This window comes from Cognatishimia activa (assembly GCF_026016445.1).
GTDB classification, from domain to species: Bacteria; Pseudomonadota; Alphaproteobacteria; order Rhodobacterales; family Rhodobacteraceae; genus Cognatishimia; species Cognatishimia activa_B.
Genome location: NZ_CP096147.1, coordinates 1,438,647 through 1,455,202 on the forward strand (window position 1 = coordinate 1,438,647; position 16,556 = coordinate 1,455,202).

The window sequence follows — 16,556 nt, forward strand, 5'->3', positions numbered from 1 at the left end:
AGCGGGTTATTGAGAATTCGTCGCGCCGTCGGTCTCAGGGACTCGCGTCGGGCGCCGGAAAATCTCTCGAAGGAAGCCGGGCGTCAAGACCGAAAGCGGGTTCACGGAAACAGATGGATTTTCCGAGGAACCGCGCAAGCTGTAGTTAAAGCCAAAGAGCCCCTCTCCACGTTTGGAAATAGGCCGCCCGATCGCGTTCAGCACATAGATCGGAGAGATCACGCCCTGCATATCCAGCTGCTCTGAGTTGAGGTTATATCTTCCATCCATCGAAATCCCCATGGATGGTCCAGCTGCGCTACCTTGTGTTAGCTGAACGTAACTTGGGTTCAGCGTGAATTCCGCATTCACATCGGTAAAGAGAATGCCCTCACCGCCCAGCTGATCCAACAGACCAATCACGCTGATCGCATTTAAAAGTTCAGCCATGGCTGGCGCATCTTTCACCCGCAGCGATGATGCCTTGAGACGCCCTTGGTACTGCCCCTCACCCCCAATCGGTGTCAGCGTGACCTCCAGATCACCACCAACGCCCTGCTTGAATACACCCGTTGACCGCATCGCCCCGCCTGCATCAGCGGATCTGATACGCACGGCTGAGCGGCCGTTGCTGGGCACGATGACCCCACGGATGGCCGCGCCACCATTTACGCGAGAGGTGAATTCGCCATTGAAGCCGCCAGTCGTACTGAAGTCGCCCTGAAGATTGGTCAGCGTAATGCCGTCGGAAATGGTCACGCGATCCAGATTGCCCGAGATCGAAGTACCAGCGCCACGGTTCCCACCTGAGGCGTTTTGATCCGGCGCATTGCGCATATCCAATGTGCCAGAGACCAGCTGAACATTGGGCGTAGATGACCCGCGTCCAATCAGATTTGCACTGCCGTTGAGCCAATTGCCAACCTTAACGCTGCTGAGGCTAACCTGACGCAAACCGCCTTCAGGTTTCAACGAGATTGCCCCCTCTGCCTCTAGCCCCGGCGCGTCCAAAGAAAGTTTGGTAACGGCAAGAGGCGTCGTCAGCACACCCTCAACCAAAAGCGATGCCGATCGTTGTGCTGCCTTTGACCAGCCAAGTGCGGCAATGCCCATGCGAAGCCCAACGGTATCGCTGCTCACACGAAACTGCCCAGGCTCCCCTTTCACAAAGGTCAGAGCAAAATCCCCTTTGCCGTTGCCCGACACCATGTCGCGCGTGAGGCCGATATTGAATTCATCGATAAAGCGTTCGCTCAATTCCAGAGTGCCTGTCACCGAGCTGCGCCCGCCATTCCCCGGAGTTAACCCCGTGCTGAAAACCGCATTGAACGGCACCTGACCGATCCGGCCCGGCCCCTGCAGCGTCAGCGTCTCATTGTCAGCTCTCGCGATCAGTTTCGGCGAGGCAATAATCTTGTCTTTCACAAAATGTCCGGTGCGCACATCCAGCAGTTGGGCAGAAAGATCAAATTTAACATCTTCGGCCTTCAGCTTTTCAGCCAATGGCAGCCTCAGAACGCCATCAACGCGCGCCATACCTTCTGCGAGATCGACGGGAAGCTCCGCTTTGGAAAGGAAAGACAAAGGCTCATGATCAAGCAGCGCAAGCGTTGCCGTTACCGTGGCATCGGTTTTCAAATTCACTTCAGACGGCGCTGGTTTGATGCGTAGATCAGGGATCACAAACGAAGTACCGGATACGTCAATCAGGCCACCTTGCCCCGGTGCCACAACGCCCTCATGTGCTAAGACGGTAAAGCGGTTGTCAATCATGACGACCTGCCCCTTGCCTTGGGTCACATTGGGCATTTTTTTGGAATAGCGCACTTCGGCATTGTCAAAGTGGAAATCCAGGTAGATGTCCGGCTTATGTCCTGGCTGAGAGCGCGCTGCAAAATTCACGTCGCTTAGCGCGCCGGACAGGATATTTTCCGCCACCCATTTACGCGTTTTCGGGATCGCGTTTTCGGGCCACCAATTCACAACCTCTGACGCCGAGATCGCGTCCATATGGGCATTCAGCGCGACGATCCAGTCATCATCAGAGGCATTGAGCTGCGCATCCAAAAGAAGTGATTGCCCCTGATCCTGCAGCAACATCTCACCAATGCGGAGTTCAAATGGCTCTAACTGCAGTCGCAAATCGGCTTGAGCATGATCCAGCGACACACGATCGCCAAAGAGACCGGCTGGATTACCACTGAGTTCGGTCAGCTTGATCTGCGCAATCAGCGCATTTGGCAAACCCGTTTCGAAATCTTCAAGATGCGCTTTACCCTCCGCACGAGCCGTCACCCATGGACTTTCCACGAAGAGCTCATTGAATTGGATGGTATTGGTATCAGGCAGATATGTCAGATAACTGCGTGCAGATTGAAACGGGATACCATCCACGCTGTCTCTGGGTTGAATAACCCCTTCTGCAATCTGCAGCGAAGCGCTGAATGGGCCAATATTACCCTCTTCATCAATGAAAACGCGCATCGATCCTGAAATCGGAGCGCGCAGGATATCAAGCCAGGCTAATGCTGGTGATTGAGTCGCGATGTCTTCAGAGACGACATCGCCAATCGTGACCCCAAAACTTGCTGCAGTTTCTCCGATCTGACTCTCGTAGTTAAACAACAGCGTGCTGACGTAGTCACGCCCACCAAGCAATGCAAAATTTGACGCCATTCGCAGCTGATCGCCATCGCGACGCATCTGCATTTGGCCACCGTCAACTGTCCAGGAACGTTGCGCACGCAGATCGTCAAACTGAATTGTGACGGCATCCACATCCACAGCATCCAGACGCTCAAACTGAGGCAGGGTTAGCCAATCATCGATCCGTTGCACCAAATCGGATAGCGCCGTGTTTTCGCCTCCAGAGGCCTCATCCGCACCAAAAGACACTCCGACTTGCCCGCTGTCTTCACGTCGTGCATTCAGGAAAACGCCAGACAGGCGGATGTCTAATGGCGCAATCTGGCGCTTGAGCAGTCGGCGATATGACAAAGAGGTTTCTGCTTCGGAAAACTCAATGGCAGGGCCACCATCATTCGGAGAAATCACCAGACGTTCCAGCAGAATACGCGGATGCCAGTCTTTCTCGATTTCCACTGTGACATTGTCAAAGGTCACAGTTGCGCCCGGCACCGATTTGGAAAACTGCTCGATCGCCATATCCCGCAGCCAGGTTGGCGCCTGCACTGTACGACCATAGCTGTAAAGCAGCCCCGCGGTGATGGCACCGGCCAGTACAACCACCAAAAAGACCTTTGCCAATAGCAACCCAATGGCCCAGCGTCGAATGCGACGAGGCTTCTTTTCTGGTGTCACGTCTTCGGAGGGTTCGAGTTCACTCATATATACCGCAACGGCCCGTTCGGTTTGCTTGTCGTGTTCTGCGCCCTAGCATATAGCCTATTAGAAAATTCCCCAAGGAGATGACATGCTGGACATCGGCGATATTGCGCCCGAATTCACACTGCCTGAAACGGACGGAAACCTCGTAACCCTTTCTGAGCAAAAACCAAACCCTGTCGTGCTGTTTTTTTACCCGCGCGACAACACAAAGGGGTGTACGATTGAATCCATCGACTTCAGTCACGCCAAAAGTGACTTTGACGCTTTGGGTGTCAATGTCTTTGGCATTTCAAAAGACAGCCTCGCGAGCCACGCGAAATTTCGTGACAAACAAGGGCTGACGGTTCCCCTTCTGTCTGACGAAAACGGCACCGCCTGCGAAGACTATGGCGTTTGGGCTGAAAAGAAGATGTATGGCAAAACTTTCATGGGTATCGTGCGAACAACCGTTCTGATCGACAAAGACGGCAAGATCGCCAAGGTCTGGAACAAAGTGAAAGTACCAGGCCATGTCGATGAAGTTCTTGCCGCGACAAAGGAACTCTGAACGTGAAACCTTTGGCAGAAATGGCGGTGGAGGTTCTCACCACCGCCGATGGGCGCGCGAAAACCGCCCTGTCTCGGAAATACGCCGCAGAGTGGTTTGCGGCGCGTGAGGCTGGCGAAGATGTTGTCATCGGAGAGGCAGAGCCTCCCCTGCGACCGGCACGCCCTGAACAGCCTGAGCTGCTTTCACCAAGGGATGTACCGCGTCGCCGTCCGGGATCTCGCCCCGGTCAGATCGCGCTTCTGCATGCCGTGGCTCATATCGAACTCAACGCGGTGGACCTTCATTGGGACATCATCGCACGCTTCACCGACACCAAATTCCCTATTGGGTTTTATGATGACTGGGTGAAGGCAGCGGATGAAGAAAGCAATCATTTCAATCTCGTATGCAACTGTCTTGAAGACCTCGACAGTTTCTACGGAGACCTGCCTGCCCACGCAGGCATGTGGCGGGCCGCAGAAGATACAGCAGAGGATCTGATGGGCCGATTGGCTGTAGTACCAATGGTACTGGAAGCCCGCGGTCTCGACGTTACCCCCGGCATGATCGAGATTTTCCGCAAGGCCAAATTGGATAAGGTCGTTGAAGCGCTTGAAGTGATCTACGCCGAAGAAGTCGGCCACGTGGCCTATGGATCAAAGTGGTTCCACTTCCTTTGCGGACGGCACGAGCTAGACCCCAAAGACGCCTTTCACACGCTTGTTCGCAAATACTTCCACGGTGCTTTGAAACCGCCGTTCAACGAAGAGAAGCGCGCAGATGCGGGTCTGCCGCCTGATTTCTACTGGCCTCTGGCCGAGGAAACCCCCGTCAAACAGCGATAATTTGGCGATTTACTGCCGATCATTACGTAAAAATCTGCCCATAGTTGTATAGAGCAGCAAATTCCTTGCGAGCCAGTTAGCGGCTCGTTAAGGAATTGCGAGCGCTGCCGGGGACAGTATCAGCGCACGACAGGGACTACTAAGGGACGGGATGTGAGAACACGTCTGGCAATCCATATTCACGCGTTTCTGGAGCGTATATTCCCAGAGCGCAGACTCTTTCTTCGATCCGATTCCGACACGCGGTTTATCCGCCTGCGGCCGGCGACGCAGCTCATTGCCTTTTCAGGCGCAGGGCTGGTTATTGCCTGGAGCATTGTCGCGACGGCCATCTTGGTGATGGATAGCATCGGATCTGGCAATTTCCGCGAACAGGCCAAACGGGATCAGGAAACCTACCAGCTGCGCCTGAATGAGATTTCCGGTGAACGCGATATGCGCTCTGCCGAGGCGGTTGCCGCGCAAGAACGCTTTAGCGCCGCGCTGGAACAGATTTCAATAATGCAGTCTCAGCTGCTCGAATCCGAAACTCGCCGCCGCGAGCTGGAAACCGGGATTGAAGTGATCCAATCCACCCTGCGCCGCACCATGAAACAACGCGATGAAGCCCGCGTTGCTTTGGCGGACGCACAGACAGAGGGTCAAAACGGCGCAGCGCCTGGCGCTCAGGATTTGAACAACGCCGGCGTGGACGCGCTTGCCTTGGCTTTGGCTGAAACAGCGAAAGAACGTGATGACGTCTTCGCTGAAGCACAGGCAGCCCTTGCGCGCGCCGAAGAGATGAAGCTCGAATTGAAGCTTCTGGAAGAAAAGAACGAGCAAATCTTCACCCAGCTTGAAGACGCCATGACTGTTTCGGTGGAACCGCTGGAAAAGATGTTCTCCCAAGCAGGTCTCTCCACCAAATCTCTGCTGGAAGAGGTGCGCCGTGGGTATAATGGCCAAGGTGGCCCCCTAACCCCGCTGTCGATCTCGACCTCTGGCGGTGTGCTTGATCCAAACGCGGCCCGCGCCAATGGGCTGCTGAATGATCTGGACCGTCTGAACATGTACCGGATCGCGGCAGAAACTGTGCCCTTTGCCAATCCCGTAAAATCTGCTGTGCGATTCACCAGTGGCTTTGGCATGCGTTGGGGTCGGATGCACAATGGGTCTGATTTCGCTGGCCCGCATGGCACCCCGATCTACACAACAGCGGACGGTGTGGTCACCCACGCGGGCTGGTCGTCAGGCTATGGGCGGCTCATCAAGATCAAACACGCCCATGGAATTGAAACCCGCTACGCCCATTTGGCAAAAATCCGCGTAAATGTCGGCCAAAGGGTCTCGCGCGGCGAACGTATTGGTGATATGGGCAATTCTGGACGGTCTACCGGTACGCATCTTCACTATGAAGTGCGGATCAATGGTAAGGCTGTAAACCCAATGAATTTTATCAAGGCTGCACGAGATGTTTTCTAAAAGCAAAATCAACGAGCCCGGCGCGAAACCAACAGATTCCGCGAAACCGGCCGCCCCAGAAGCTGCCTCCATCCCGGCAGCACCAAAGGGAGCAGACATGAAACCAACAGCGCCAAAGGCGAAGCCACCAGCATCCGTGCTGTCCTCTGACCTGCATATTCAGGGCAACATGAAGACCACTGGTGATATCCAGGTTGAAGGCACTGTCGAAGGCGACATCCGTGCTCACCTGCTGACCATTGGTGAAAGCGCAACCATCAAAGGCGAAGTTGTTGCAGATGACGTTGTCATCAACGGTCGCATCGTCGGTCGTGTCCGTGGCCTGAAAGTGCGCCTGACGTCTACCGCGCGTGTAGAAGGCGACATCATCCACAAGACCATCGCGATCGAATCCGGCGCGCACTTCGAGGGCTCTGTGCAACGCCAAGACGATCCTCTGGCGGGCAAGTCCAAAGCCCCTGCCCCTGCAGCGGCAAAAGAAGCCTAAACACTTCTTTACATTGCGCATTTTTAAAGGCACCCTCGCGGTGCCTTTTTTGTGCACACCTTCCTGAATATAGGCTTTGCCATGCGTGCTATCTCGACCAATGCAAACCTTGTGGGCAGCCTCTGGATGGTCGCAGCAATGTTCGGATTTGCGCTAGAAGACAGCTTCTTCAAAGCCAGCACTGACACTTTGCCTATCGGACAAGCCATCGTCCTCTTAGGTGCGACTGGTGCGCTGATCTTCTCGATCCTCGCGCGCAGAAATGAACAATCGTTGCTCGTCGCTGAAGTGCGCTCAAAACCGATGATTATCCGCGCAGGCTTTGAAATCACTGGGCGTCTTTTCTTTTTCCTCGCAATTGCCTTGGCGCCGCTGTCATCCGCAACTGTGATCCTGCAAGCGACTCCAATTGTGGTTGTCGCCGGAGCCGCGCTTTTTTTGGGAGACAAAGTCGGATGGCGCCGCTGGCTTGCCATCGCTCTGGGGCTGACAGGCGTCCTGATCGTCCTAAATCCAGACAGCCAAAGCTTTACATGGCATTCGGCATTTGCCGTCATCGGCATGTTGGGTTTCGCAGGCCGAGACCTTGCTAGCCGCGCCGCACCTGCGACACTCACAACCAGCGTGCTCGGTTTTTACGGTTTCCTCGCCATCATAGTGGCCGGGATCATCTACCGATATTGGAGCGGCGAGCCCTTTGTCACCGTCACCTTTGAAAACGGCACTCTGATTGCACTTTCTGCGGTCTTTGGCGTGCTAGGGTATTCCTCCCTTATGAAAGCCATGCGCACCGGTGAAATCTCTGCTGTTGCCCCGTTTCGCTATTCCCGCCTGCTGATCGGATTGGGGATTGGAGTTCTCTGGTTCGGAGAGAGCCTGACCACGCGCATGCTGATCGGAAGCGCCATCATTATTCTGGCGGGTCTCTTTCTTCTTTGGCGAGGCCGGTCGAGTTAATCGACCCGGCGCGCAATCGCAAAGAGTGTCGGCGTGCCATCAGGCACCCACTTATGTTCGATCTCAAACCCATGGGTCTGCATCAGGGTCAGTAGCTCAGCTGATTTGAACCACCGCAGTTTCGGTAAGATGCCGATGGCACTGAGAGGCGGTACAAAAAGCCGCTCAAGCCCAAGACGATCCCCGAGACAAACAGTAGACGTGATCAGCAAACCACCGGGTTTGAGCGAGCGGCGCGCTTTCTCAAGCACAAATTCAGCATCCTCCACCAAGTGCAGGATCGACATGCCTAGGATGGCGTCATAACCCTGCCCCGCCACAGGCACCGGCCAATCTTCAAACCGCGCCACTTCGAAACTCGCATTTGGCGCGTTGTTGTCCCAAAGTTTTTCCCGCGCAATCGCGATCATTTCTTTGGAAAAATCGATCCCCTCAATCTGCGCAACACGCGGCGCATGGATCAAGGCTGTGGTCCCAGTCCCGCAGCCGAACTCCAAGACCCGATCCGTTGGGCGCAGGTATTCTGCGGTTTTGTCGAGTTTCACCTGATAAGCATCGGGGTTGGCGACCGGGCTCTTGGCATAGCGGCGGGCCATTTTGTTCCAGAAAAAAGTAGGGCTTAAAAGCATGGCAGCATTCCTCTTAAACGACAGGCATCTATTGCGCGTCGGTGATGTCAAAGACCTCTTCCAGAGGTTTTTCAAAGACCCGCGAAATCAGGATCGCGAGCTCCAGTGTGGGTGAATATTTCGCGTTCTCGATGGCGACGATGGTCTGACGCGTGACCCCGACGCGTTCAGCCAAATCCTTCTGCGTCATCTCATCCGCATCAAAGCGCAACCTTCTGATATTGTTGGTGATCTTGAGTTTGGACCTTCCCATCGATCAGTACCCCCGGCGATAGCTGCCAAAGCGCACTAGATCAGAGCCAAGGGCCCCAAATGCCATGCCGAAATACATGATATTCAAACCAACCAGCGCAGAGTAATCCATCGCCAAGGCTATGATCCCACAGATAAAGCCCAGCCCTGCCCCTGCCATCACCGCAAAAATCCCGCGCCGTTCAAACATGCGATCGCGCTCGTCAACGATGAAGCTCGGCTTGGCCTGCCCAGTCAAAATAGCGAAGAGAATATTAAAGAGGATTGTGCCGACAATGGTGGCCGCAATCGACAGAGGGATCACCCAGATCACCATTTTCGCCCAGACATTGGCTGCGTCTGGTCCATCAAATTCTCCGGCACCCTGCATCGCGACAAGGCGTGAGACCACATAGGCAATCGTGATCAGATTCACCAAAATCGAGACAACTGTATTGCGATCTTGAAAGGTCATATGGCCTCCGTGGGCAGTCGATTATGTTCTTGTGTCTAGTATTTCGTACTAAATGTCCAATATACAATACCTCGTGTATATTATTTTTTACATATTCAGAAATTTCAATAACTTAGCGGAGGATTTTTCCAAGAACTTTGGTGAAACCATCGAAAAATCTTGAATTTAATCCCATGCGGATTCACCCTTAAATCGATTGGAGAGACACATGCTGACAGGATCATGTCACTGCGGGCAACTGCGCTGGATCTACAAAAAACAGCCTGACTCAGCGACTGCATGCAACTGCACAATCTGCCGTCGCTACGGCGCTCTTTGGATCTATGGTCTTGAAGGAGAGACCATAGAAACAAGCGGAGACAGCCAATCTTATGTCCGCGGAGACCACATTGAATTCCACTTCTGCCCGAAATGCGGCTGTGTGGCCTACTATCAAGGCATCCTCCGAGAAGAAAACGGCAGCCTACGCATGGCAGCCAACCTGCGAATGGCCGATGATCCTTCGCAAGTACAAGCGATCCCAACTTTACGATTTGATGGGTTTGACAGCTTCAAACCAGCCCCGGCAGAGGATCGCTGCGTTTCTGATTACTGGCTTTAAACCAACGAGGTGATCTCCCGCTTCTACTCCGCCAATGTTTGCGCTATCAGTTACACATATCAACGGATTGGGACGGAATATGCACCCCAAAACCATCATAGTTATGGGCGTTAGCGGCGTCGGAAAAACCTCAGTAGCGCGTGGGTTGGCCGCGCATTTTGATGGGACATCTGTCGAGGCCGATGATCTGCATCCCCCAGCCAACTTAAAGGCCATGTCCAAGGGTATTCCCCTAACGGATGAGATGCGCACACCTTGGCTAAAGGCCGTGGCAGAGGCCATCGCCATCGAACATCAAAAAGCAGATGACCAGACCGTCGTCGCTGCCTGCTCAGCTTTGAAACGCAGCTACCGTGACTTGATCAGAGCGACCCTACCCGATGCGCATTTTGTGTATTTGACAGCAGACAAAGACCTAATCGCGTCCCGAATGGGGGCGCGAGAAGATCATTTTATGCCGGTTTCACTGCTGGAGTCACAGCTCTCTACACTGGAGCAGCTTGCGAAGGATGAAGCGCACACACAGGTTGATGTCTCAGGCACGCCGAATGAAGTCATATCCAGCGTAATCGTGTCTTTAACGTCGTAGCGGATTGTTAGGGAAAACTTCAACCGCCCAGCATCCACTCCCCATCCGGCCAAAAGGCGTGATAGGCAAAGGCAAACATCACATCATGCGGCAGGTCATTTCCGCTCGCATCTTTTACCCGAATAGAGCCAACATCGCGCCCTCTTCCGATACGACCGGTATCCAGCGCAGAGGCCTGTCCAGCAATCCAAGTTACTTCGATACCCGCTTCATTGATCACCGGCTCATCTCTGAGGCGGCTCAACGGCCAGGCGCGGTCTCCGACGCGCACCACTCTTTCCAGAGGGCCAATCCCGTGTGGGGGCATTTCGCCGTTATATAGAAATGGGCGGCGCGATGTATCATATCCACGATATGGGTTCGCACCATAGCTGCGGTTAAATCCCGGTTCATCCATCACAAGCCCGTCTGGATTGCGGGTTGAGAACTGCTCCCAGCTTTCCATCCATGTCGGCAATGTGGTGAGCTCGACACCATTTAACTCTCCGACAATCCCCTGCCCAATCGCCTGTTGCCACCAGCTTTGGGTTTCCCGATCGTACATAATCATGTCGGAATTGCGCAGCTTGCCGGACACTCCAAAAGTCAGAGTTCCAACAGGTGTCCGACGATCAAAAGTGATGCCTGAATTACAAAGCGGGCAGAAGGTCACGGCGACAGGTACATCACCGACAACGTCATTAACGATCTCATGCCAGGTCAGATAGCGGATCGGATAAGCCCGCGGGATCTCTCCTTCCAATTCAACCGTGATCACCGGTTCTAAAGGATCAATACGACTTTCGTCGGCTACGTTTAAGAAAGTTGGATCGCTCAGCGCGGGAATGCCATCTTTCGGAGGACCGTCTGACATGACCTCGATCCACTCAACACTTGTGTTGGTGAAATCCGTTTCAGGCCATTCGTTTTTCCAGAAGTTTGGATCGGCAGAGGCGGCACTCATGACCAAAGTCAAACCAGCCGCAGCAACTAGTGTTCGAAATTTCATGCGCGCGCTCCCGTTTTACTAAATAAAACAGTGCGCAAGTGTGGGGCACAAAGATAGCCCCCCACACGAGGTTGTGACTAAGAATTACTCTGTCACGACTACCGAGGTCATCACGTCTGGTTTGCCGGTGACAGCACCGGAGCGAGGATGGCCGCGTTTGATCGCATCCAGAACGTCCAGACCTTCGGTGACTTTGCCCACAACAGTGTATTGACCGTTCAGGAAGTAACCCGGCTCAAACATAATGAAGAACTGAGAGTTCGCGGAGTTCGGGTTCTGGCTGCGCGCCATGCCCACAACGCCACGCTCATATGGCACATCGGAAAACTCTGCTGGCAGATCCGGGAAGCTCGAGCCGCCAGTCCCCGCGCGACGCATGTCGCTGCCAAGAATGCCATGCTCCACATCGCCCGTTTGTGCCATGAAGCCATCGATCACACGGTGAAAGACCACGTTGTCGTATTTGCCCTGTTCGGCCAAAGTGGTGATCCGTTCAACATGCTGAGGCGCAACGTCCTCCAGCAGGTCGATCTTGATCACGCCATTGGCTTCACCCTCGACAGTGATGTCGATGCCCGATGCAAACGCTGGTCCGGAGACCAGCGCTGCAATCACTGCAAGCTTACGCAACATCTGCTGCAACCTTGACAGAAACCATACGGTCAGGGCTCGCAGGTGGCTCACCGCGAACGATGGCATCCACGTGCTCCATACCTTCGATCACACGGCCATAAACGGTGTATTGACCGTTCAGGAAGTGGTTGTCGTTGAAGTTGATGAAGAACTGAGAGTTCGCAGAGTCTGGCATCTGGGAACGCGCCGCACCCAGAGTGCCGCGGTCATGTGGCAGGCTGGAGAATTCCGCTTTCAGGTTAGGAAGGTCAGACCCACCGGTTCCGGCTGCGCGGATGTTGAAATCTTTTTCCATGTTGCCGTTGGCCACGTCGCCAGTCTGCGCCATGAAGCCATCGATCACGCGGTGGAAGCAAACATTGTCGTACTGACCGGAACGCGCCAGCTCTTTCATACGCTCAGAGTGGCCCGGCGCCACCTCTGGCAGCAGTTCGATCACAACGGTGCCGTCTTTCAGCTCCATCAGGATGGTGTTTTCGGGATCTTTAATGTCGGCCATCTGGCGCTCCTATTGTCGAATTTGGAGGCAAAGTAGTCATCAATTGCCAGAATGCCAAGGCTGCCATTGACCTGTCACGCGCATACGTTATGCAGCAAGGCGAAGACCTGCTTAAGGAGGCCGAAAATGGCTTGGAAAACACTGGATGATATGGACCTGAACGGCAAACGCGTTCTGACACGTGTAGACATCAACGTGCCAATGGAAGATGGCAAGGTGACCGACGCCACTCGGATCGAACGTATCGTGCCAACCATCAAAGACATCCTTGCGAAAGGTGGCTCTCCGATCTTGCTGGCGCACTTTGGCCGGCCAAAGGGCAAGCCTGTTCCTGAAATGTCTTTGGGCCAGCTGGTCCCTGCCCTCTCTGAGGCCTTCGGCACTGAGGTGACTTTCATCGAACGCCCAAGTCATGACGAGATCTATGCGCTGCCATCTGACGCCGTGGTGCTAATCGAAAACACCCGCTTCAGCCCAATGGAAGAAGCAAACGATCCGCAGATGGCGGGCTTCCTGTCCACTTTGGGTGATATCTACTGCAACGACGCATTCTCTGCCGCGCACCGTGCGCATGCGTCCACTGAAGGTGTGGCGCGTTTGATGCCAGCCTGCGCGGGTCGCCTGATGCAGGCCGAGCTCTCAGCTCTGGAAAGTGCCCTGTCTAAGCCAGAACGCCCGGTGGTTGCGGTTGTCGGTGGCGCAAAGGTTTCTACGAAACTGGAGTTACTGGGCAACCTTGTTGAAAAAGTCGATCATCTGGTGATCGGCGGAGGTATGGCGAACACATTCCTCGCAGCCCAAGGCCTGCCAGTTGGTAAATCGCTTTGTGAACATGATCTGGCTGACACCGCGCGCGAGATCATGGAGAAAGCCAAATCCGCTGGCTGTGACATCGTTCTGCCTGCCGACTTGGTTGTGGCACGCGAATTCAAAGCAGGTGCTGAAAACGAAGTTGTCGCCACCAATGCCTGCCCAGAGGACGCGATGATCCTGGACGCTGGCCCAACATCTGTTGAGCGCATCTCATCCATTTTGGATCAAGCGAAAACTCTGATTTGGAACGGCCCATTGGGCGCCTTTGAAATTGAACCTTTCAATGCAGCGACCAACGCAGCCGCTGCCAAAGCGGCGGAGCTTTCCAAAGAGGGTAAGCTGATCTCTGTTGCCGGTGGTGGTGACACGGTTGCAGCCCTCAATGGTGCGAACGCTGCGGATGATTTCACATATATCTCCACCGCAGGCGGCGCGTTCCTGGAATGGATGGAAGGTAAAACACTTCCCGGCGTTGCGGCACTCGAAGAAGAATAAGTCAGCCTTAAATATAGGCAAATATCGAAAATCAGAGCGGGTCTTAACCCGCTCTTTTTATTTCAGAAACTAAATCAATTTTAAACTTTGAGGAATCAGCCTCGAAACGGGAATTTGTTAGCGATACCGGCGTTGCAATTTGACCCTTTCGTCGCTTAGAAGCGGGTCAAGGTCTCTGACTGTCGGAACAAACCTTCATTTCAAGGCGGAATATAATGTCCAAAACATCTCAAGCTGAACTCATTCGCGCAGGTAAAGGCTTCATTGCCGCTCTTGATCAATCCGGTGGCTCCACCCCAAAGGCGCTGCGCCTCTACGGTGTTGAAGAAACCGCATATAACAATGATGACGAAATGTTCGGCCTGATCCACGAGATGCGCTCACGTATCGCTCAGGCCCCTGCCTTCACTGGCGACAAGGTGGTTGGCGCGATCCTGTTTGAAAAAACCATGGATAGCGACATTGCCGGCAAACCGTCCGCGACATTCATGTGGGAAGATCGCGGTGTGGTGCCCTTTCTGAAGGTCGACAAAGGCCTGGCAGCAGAAGAAAACGGCGCGCAGGTGATGAACGCGATGCCGGAACTGGACGCGCTTCTGGACAAAGCGAATTCCAAAGGCATTTTCGGCACCAAGATGCGCTCCGTGATTAACGCGGCCAACGCAGACGGCATCAAAGCCGTGGTTGGCCAACAGTTCGATGTCGCAAAGCAGATCATCGCCAAGGGTCTGATGCCGATTGTTGAGCCAGAAGTGACCATCTCTATCGCAGACAAATCCGAAGCAGAAGAAATGCTGCGCGACGAAATTCTCGCGCAACTTGATGCGCTGTCTGAAGATCAAAACGTCATGCTGAAGCTGACCCTGCCAAACGCGGCAAACCTCTATCAGCCACTGGTCGATCACCCACGTGTGCTGCGTGTTGTCGCTCTCTCTGGTGGTTACTCCCGTCAGCAAGCCAACGACATGCTGGCACAGAACGCGGGTATCATTGCTTCATTCTCCCGCGCTCTGACCGAAGGTCTGTCTGCGCAGCAGGACGACGCTGCCTTCAATGGCACCATCGAGGCGACAATCAGTGAGATCTACGACGCTTCCGTCGCGGGCTAAACAACTCACCCGAAACATTCAAATCCCCGTCGATCACCTCGGCGGGGTTTTCATTTGCGCCTATCAAACTCTGATGTTCAAGGGCCTAATGCCCCAGCGCTCGCTCTAACACTGCGCCGGATTGATACAAGTTCAGCGCCCCCGGCAGTGACCCGCGATGCTCACTTAACCGCGACGCGATAAACCCGTCCGCGATGAACTCTGGTGCTGCCTCTAGCAAGGCAACCGCAGACAGTAAAAGCGCCAGGCTTTCGCAGAACCACCTCGCCTCGCCTTCCTCTGGCGCAAGCGGCCACCGCGTATGATGAACCGCCAAGGCCGTGTCATAATGCGCGTTTCTGCCTGTCGCAGATTTCAATCGCTGCATGAGCGCCTCTTTGGCCATGCTGTCCTTTGACAAGGTTCTCAGAATGTCGAGGCAAATGACATTCCCCGCCCCTTCCCAGATGCCATTCAGTGGCGCCTCTCGATAAAGCATCGGCAAAGGTGTGTCTTCGACGTAGCCCATGCCCCCGAGCACCTCCATGCATTCTGCGATGACAGTCGGCGCGCGTTTGTTGTTGATGAATTTGGCCAAAGCGACTGCCACTCGGCTAAAGGCTCTGTCCTCATCGGATTGCCCGTCAAAGGCCTGCGCAACCATGAACCCTAGCGCGACTGCCGCCTCCACGTCCAAAGCAAGGTCAGCCAAAACACTTTTCATCAAAGGCTGATCCACCAAGGCGGCACCAAACGCATGGCGATACCGCGCCCAATGCAGCGCCTCGTGCAATGCCGCACGCATCAAGCCAGCGGGTGCCATCGCGGTATCAAGCCGCGTATGGTGCACCATTTGGATAATGGTGCGCACTCCATCGCCATCTTCACCAATCCGGTAAGCCAATGCATCATCGTATTCAATCTCTGCACTGGCATTGGCGTGATTGCCCAGCTTGGACTTAAGGCGTTGAATATGAACGCTATTCCGACCGCCCTCCAGCCACCGTGGGGCAAGAAAACAAGTGAGCCCTTTCTTGGTCTGGGCCAGTGTCAGAAACCCATCAGACATGGGGGCAGAACAGAACCACTTATGCCCCCGCAACCGATAAACATCCCCGTCTTGCGTGGCCATCGTGGCATTGGTCCGCACATCACTGCCACCCTGTTTCTCCGTCATCGCCATGCCGAGCATGACCCCGCGTTTTTGATCCACGGATTGCAGCGTTGGATCGTAGTCTGCGCTGAGGAGCTTGGGGAGCCAGACTTCTCCAATATCAGGCGCGCTTCGAAAAACCGGCATGGCGGCATAGGTCATTGTCAAGGGGCAGCAACAGCCCGGTTCGACTTGGCTTAGCAGATAGACATGCGCCGCATGGCAGGCATGCCCACCAAACTTCGCTGACCACGCAACGTTTGAATAGCCTGCCTTCAAGCTGGCGCGCAGAATGCCATGGTAACTCGCGTTGTAATGCACCTCATCCAAGCCACGGCCATGAAGATCATGGCTAACCAAGCGCGGTGGATCACGGCGCGCTTCGATCGCGGCCTGCCGCATCGCTGGCTGCGAATAAATCTTACTTGTTGCTTCCAGATGCCCGGCATCCACACCCCGCGCCTTCGCGTGAGTTTGCAAATACGGATCACTCACCAAGAGATCAGGTTCAGCCAGTATTTCAGGCTGATTGGTTACCCGGTGGGTACCCAGATCGTGGCGTGGCGGTAAATCTGCCATCAGTCCCTCCTTTGCCCCCGCAGCAGAGTCGGTTCCTGCTATTTCGATTAAAGAAATGCTAACAAACTGACTCTAATCGAAAAAAATCGAATCGTCCTGCATTTTAGGGATTCACATGGCGAATCACCTATGGCATAAGGGTGTCAGAGGGTCGCAAAGGCCCCACTTTACTGAGGC

General features: G+C 54.5%; 17 protein-coding genes. 9 read left to right on the forward strand and 8 right to left on the reverse strand.

Annotated features, from left to right (window positions below):
- Positions 1-6: 6 nt before the first annotated feature.
- On the reverse strand, positions 7-3,327 hold the full coding sequence (locus M0D42_RS07115) for a DUF3971 domain-containing protein (protein ID WP_265020896.1): 3,321 nt from the start codon (positions 3,325-3,327) through the stop codon (positions 7-9).
- 85 nt (positions 3,328-3,412) lie between these two features.
- On the opposite strand from M0D42_RS07115, the gene bcp reads away from it, so the two are divergent.
- The 5 genes from bcp (at position 3,413) to M0D42_RS07140 (ending at position 7,606) form a co-directional block, all read left to right on the forward strand.
- Complete coding sequence (gene bcp, locus M0D42_RS07120; RefSeq protein ID WP_265020897.1) at positions 3,413-3,874, forward strand: thioredoxin-dependent thiol peroxidase; 462 nt, start codon at positions 3,413-3,415, stop codon at positions 3,872-3,874.
- Between the two features lie 20 nt (positions 3,875-3,894).
- Positions 3,895-4,701 (forward strand): ferritin-like domain-containing protein, encoded by an 807-nt coding sequence (locus M0D42_RS07125; protein ID WP_265021116.1) that lies wholly within the window; start codon positions 3,895-3,897, stop codon positions 4,699-4,701.
- Between the two features lie 153 nt (positions 4,702-4,854).
- Positions 4,855-6,162: a M23 family metallopeptidase gene (locus tag M0D42_RS07130; protein WP_265020898.1), complete on the forward strand. Its 1,308-nt coding sequence runs from the start codon at positions 4,855-4,857 to the stop codon at positions 6,160-6,162.
- Positions 6,152-6,649: a bactofilin family protein gene (locus tag M0D42_RS07135; protein ID WP_265020899.1), complete on the forward strand. Its 498-nt coding sequence runs from the start codon at positions 6,152-6,154 to the stop codon at positions 6,647-6,649. The genes M0D42_RS07130 and M0D42_RS07135 overlap by 11 nt, the downstream gene beginning before the upstream one ends.
- An 81-nt stretch (positions 6,650-6,730) precedes the next feature.
- Positions 6,731-7,606 carry a DMT family transporter gene (locus M0D42_RS07140; protein WP_265020900.1) on the forward strand — a complete coding sequence of 292 codons (876 nt, stop codon included), beginning with the start codon at positions 6,731-6,733 and terminating at the stop codon, positions 7,604-7,606.
- Here the strand turns inward: M0D42_RS07140 and M0D42_RS07145 are convergent.
- From M0D42_RS07145 to M0D42_RS07155, 3 genes are all read right to left on the reverse strand, one after another.
- On the reverse strand, positions 7,603-8,202 hold the full coding sequence (locus M0D42_RS07145; protein ID WP_265020901.1) for a class I SAM-dependent methyltransferase: 600 nt from the start codon (positions 8,200-8,202) through the stop codon (positions 7,603-7,605). The genes M0D42_RS07140 and M0D42_RS07145 overlap by 4 nt on opposite strands.
- A gap of 61 nt (positions 8,203-8,263) precedes the next feature.
- Positions 8,264-8,425, reverse strand: a complete 162-nt coding sequence (locus M0D42_RS07150) for a helix-turn-helix transcriptional regulator (RefSeq protein ID WP_330221195.1) — start codon at positions 8,423-8,425, stop codon at positions 8,264-8,266.
- 66 nt (positions 8,426-8,491) lie between these two features.
- Complete coding sequence (locus M0D42_RS07155) at positions 8,492-8,941, reverse strand: hypothetical protein (protein WP_265020903.1); 450 nt, start codon at positions 8,939-8,941, stop codon at positions 8,492-8,494.
- Between the two features lie 208 nt (positions 8,942-9,149).
- Between M0D42_RS07155 and M0D42_RS07160 the strand changes: the two genes are divergently transcribed.
- Both M0D42_RS07160 and M0D42_RS07165 read left to right on the forward strand, forming a co-directional pair.
- A complete protein-coding gene (locus tag M0D42_RS07160; RefSeq protein WP_265020904.1) occupies positions 9,150-9,542 on the forward strand; it encodes a GFA family protein in 393 nt (130 codons plus the stop codon).
- 79 nt (positions 9,543-9,621) lie between these two features.
- Positions 9,622-10,131: a gluconokinase gene (locus tag M0D42_RS07165; protein ID WP_265020905.1), complete on the forward strand. Its 510-nt coding sequence runs from the start codon at positions 9,622-9,624 to the stop codon at positions 10,129-10,131.
- 19 nt (positions 10,132-10,150) lie between these two features.
- On the opposite strand, the gene M0D42_RS07170 is transcribed toward M0D42_RS07165, so the two are convergent.
- The 3 genes from M0D42_RS07170 to M0D42_RS07180 all read right to left on the reverse strand — a co-directional run bounded on the left by M0D42_RS07170 (position 10,151) and on the right by M0D42_RS07180 (position 12,251).
- Complete coding sequence (locus M0D42_RS07170) at positions 10,151-11,119, reverse strand: DUF3179 domain-containing protein (RefSeq protein ID WP_265020906.1); 969 nt, start codon at positions 11,117-11,119, stop codon at positions 10,151-10,153.
- A gap of 84 nt (positions 11,120-11,203) precedes the next feature.
- The gene (locus tag M0D42_RS07175; protein ID WP_265020907.1) at positions 11,204-11,752 is read right to left on the reverse strand and encodes a peptidylprolyl isomerase; all 549 of its coding nucleotides are present in this window, start codon (positions 11,750-11,752) and stop codon (positions 11,204-11,206) included.
- Positions 11,742-12,251 carry a peptidylprolyl isomerase gene (locus M0D42_RS07180; RefSeq protein ID WP_265020908.1) on the reverse strand — a complete coding sequence of 170 codons (510 nt, stop codon included), beginning with the start codon at positions 12,249-12,251 and terminating at the stop codon, positions 11,742-11,744. The genes M0D42_RS07175 and M0D42_RS07180 overlap by 11 nt, the downstream gene beginning before the upstream one ends.
- A gap of 126 nt (positions 12,252-12,377) precedes the next feature.
- On the opposite strand from M0D42_RS07180, the gene M0D42_RS07185 reads away from it, so the two are divergent.
- Entirely contained in the window at positions 12,378-13,559 is a 1,182-nt protein-coding gene (locus M0D42_RS07185) for a phosphoglycerate kinase (protein ID WP_265020909.1), read from the forward strand.
- 215 nt (positions 13,560-13,774) lie between these two features.
- Positions 13,775-14,668: a fructose bisphosphate aldolase gene (locus tag M0D42_RS07190; RefSeq protein WP_265020910.1), complete on the forward strand. Its 894-nt coding sequence runs from the start codon at positions 13,775-13,777 to the stop codon at positions 14,666-14,668.
- An 85-nt stretch (positions 14,669-14,753) separates the two neighbouring features.
- Here the strand turns inward: M0D42_RS07190 and M0D42_RS07195 are convergent, their stop codons facing one another.
- Positions 14,754-16,379, reverse strand: a complete 1,626-nt coding sequence (locus M0D42_RS07195) for an acyl-CoA dehydrogenase family protein (protein ID WP_265020911.1) — start codon at positions 16,377-16,379, stop codon at positions 14,754-14,756.
- Between the last annotated feature and the right edge of the window lie 177 nt (positions 16,380-16,556).

What these genes read in the sequence shown, in the direction of transcription:
- M0D42_RS07175 (WP_265020907.1), bottom strand. Translation starts at nt 11,752, where the DNA reads ATGTTGCGTAAGCTTGCAGTGATTGCAGCGCTGGTCTCCGGACCAGCG.
- M0D42_RS07125 (WP_265021116.1), top strand. Translation starts at nt 3,895, where the DNA reads ATGGCGGTGGAGGTTCTCACCACCGCCGATGGGCGCGCGAAAACCGCC.
- bcp (WP_265020897.1), top strand. Translation starts at nt 3,413, where the DNA reads ATGCTGGACATCGGCGATATTGCGCCCGAATTCACACTGCCTGAAACG.
- M0D42_RS07135 (WP_265020899.1), top strand. Translation starts at nt 6,152, where the DNA reads ATGTTTTCTAAAAGCAAAATCAACGAGCCCGGCGCGAAACCAACAGAT.
- M0D42_RS07170 (WP_265020906.1), bottom strand. Translation starts at nt 11,119, where the DNA reads ATGAAATTTCGAACACTAGTTGCTGCGGCTGGTTTGACTTTGGTCATG.
- M0D42_RS07195 (WP_265020911.1), bottom strand. Translation starts at nt 16,379, where the DNA reads ATGGCAGATTTACCGCCACGCCACGATCTGGGTACCCACCGGGTAACC.
- M0D42_RS07155 (WP_265020903.1), bottom strand. Translation starts at nt 8,941, where the DNA reads ATGACCTTTCAAGATCGCAATACAGTTGTCTCGATTTTGGTGAATCTG.
- M0D42_RS07115 (WP_265020896.1), bottom strand. Translation starts at nt 3,327, where the DNA reads ATGAGTGAACTCGAACCCTCCGAAGACGTGACACCAGAAAAGAAGCCT.
- M0D42_RS07185 (WP_265020909.1), top strand. Translation starts at nt 12,378, where the DNA reads ATGGCTTGGAAAACACTGGATGATATGGACCTGAACGGCAAACGCGTT.
- M0D42_RS07160 (WP_265020904.1), top strand. Translation starts at nt 9,150, where the DNA reads ATGCTGACAGGATCATGTCACTGCGGGCAACTGCGCTGGATCTACAAA.
- M0D42_RS07190 (WP_265020910.1), top strand. Translation starts at nt 13,775, where the DNA reads ATGTCCAAAACATCTCAAGCTGAACTCATTCGCGCAGGTAAAGGCTTC.
- M0D42_RS07180 (WP_265020908.1), bottom strand. Translation starts at nt 12,251, where the DNA reads ATGGCCGACATTAAAGATCCCGAAAACACCATCCTGATGGAGCTGAAA.
- M0D42_RS07150 (WP_330221195.1), bottom strand. Translation starts at nt 8,425, where the DNA reads ATGACGCAGAAGGATTTGGCTGAACGCGTCGGGGTCACGCGTCAGACC.
- M0D42_RS07145 (WP_265020901.1), bottom strand. Translation starts at nt 8,202, where the DNA reads ATGGCCCGCCGCTATGCCAAGAGCCCGGTCGCCAACCCCGATGCTTAT.
- M0D42_RS07140 (WP_265020900.1), top strand. Translation starts at nt 6,731, where the DNA reads ATGCGTGCTATCTCGACCAATGCAAACCTTGTGGGCAGCCTCTGGATG.
- M0D42_RS07165 (WP_265020905.1), top strand. Translation starts at nt 9,622, where the DNA reads ATGCACCCCAAAACCATCATAGTTATGGGCGTTAGCGGCGTCGGAAAA.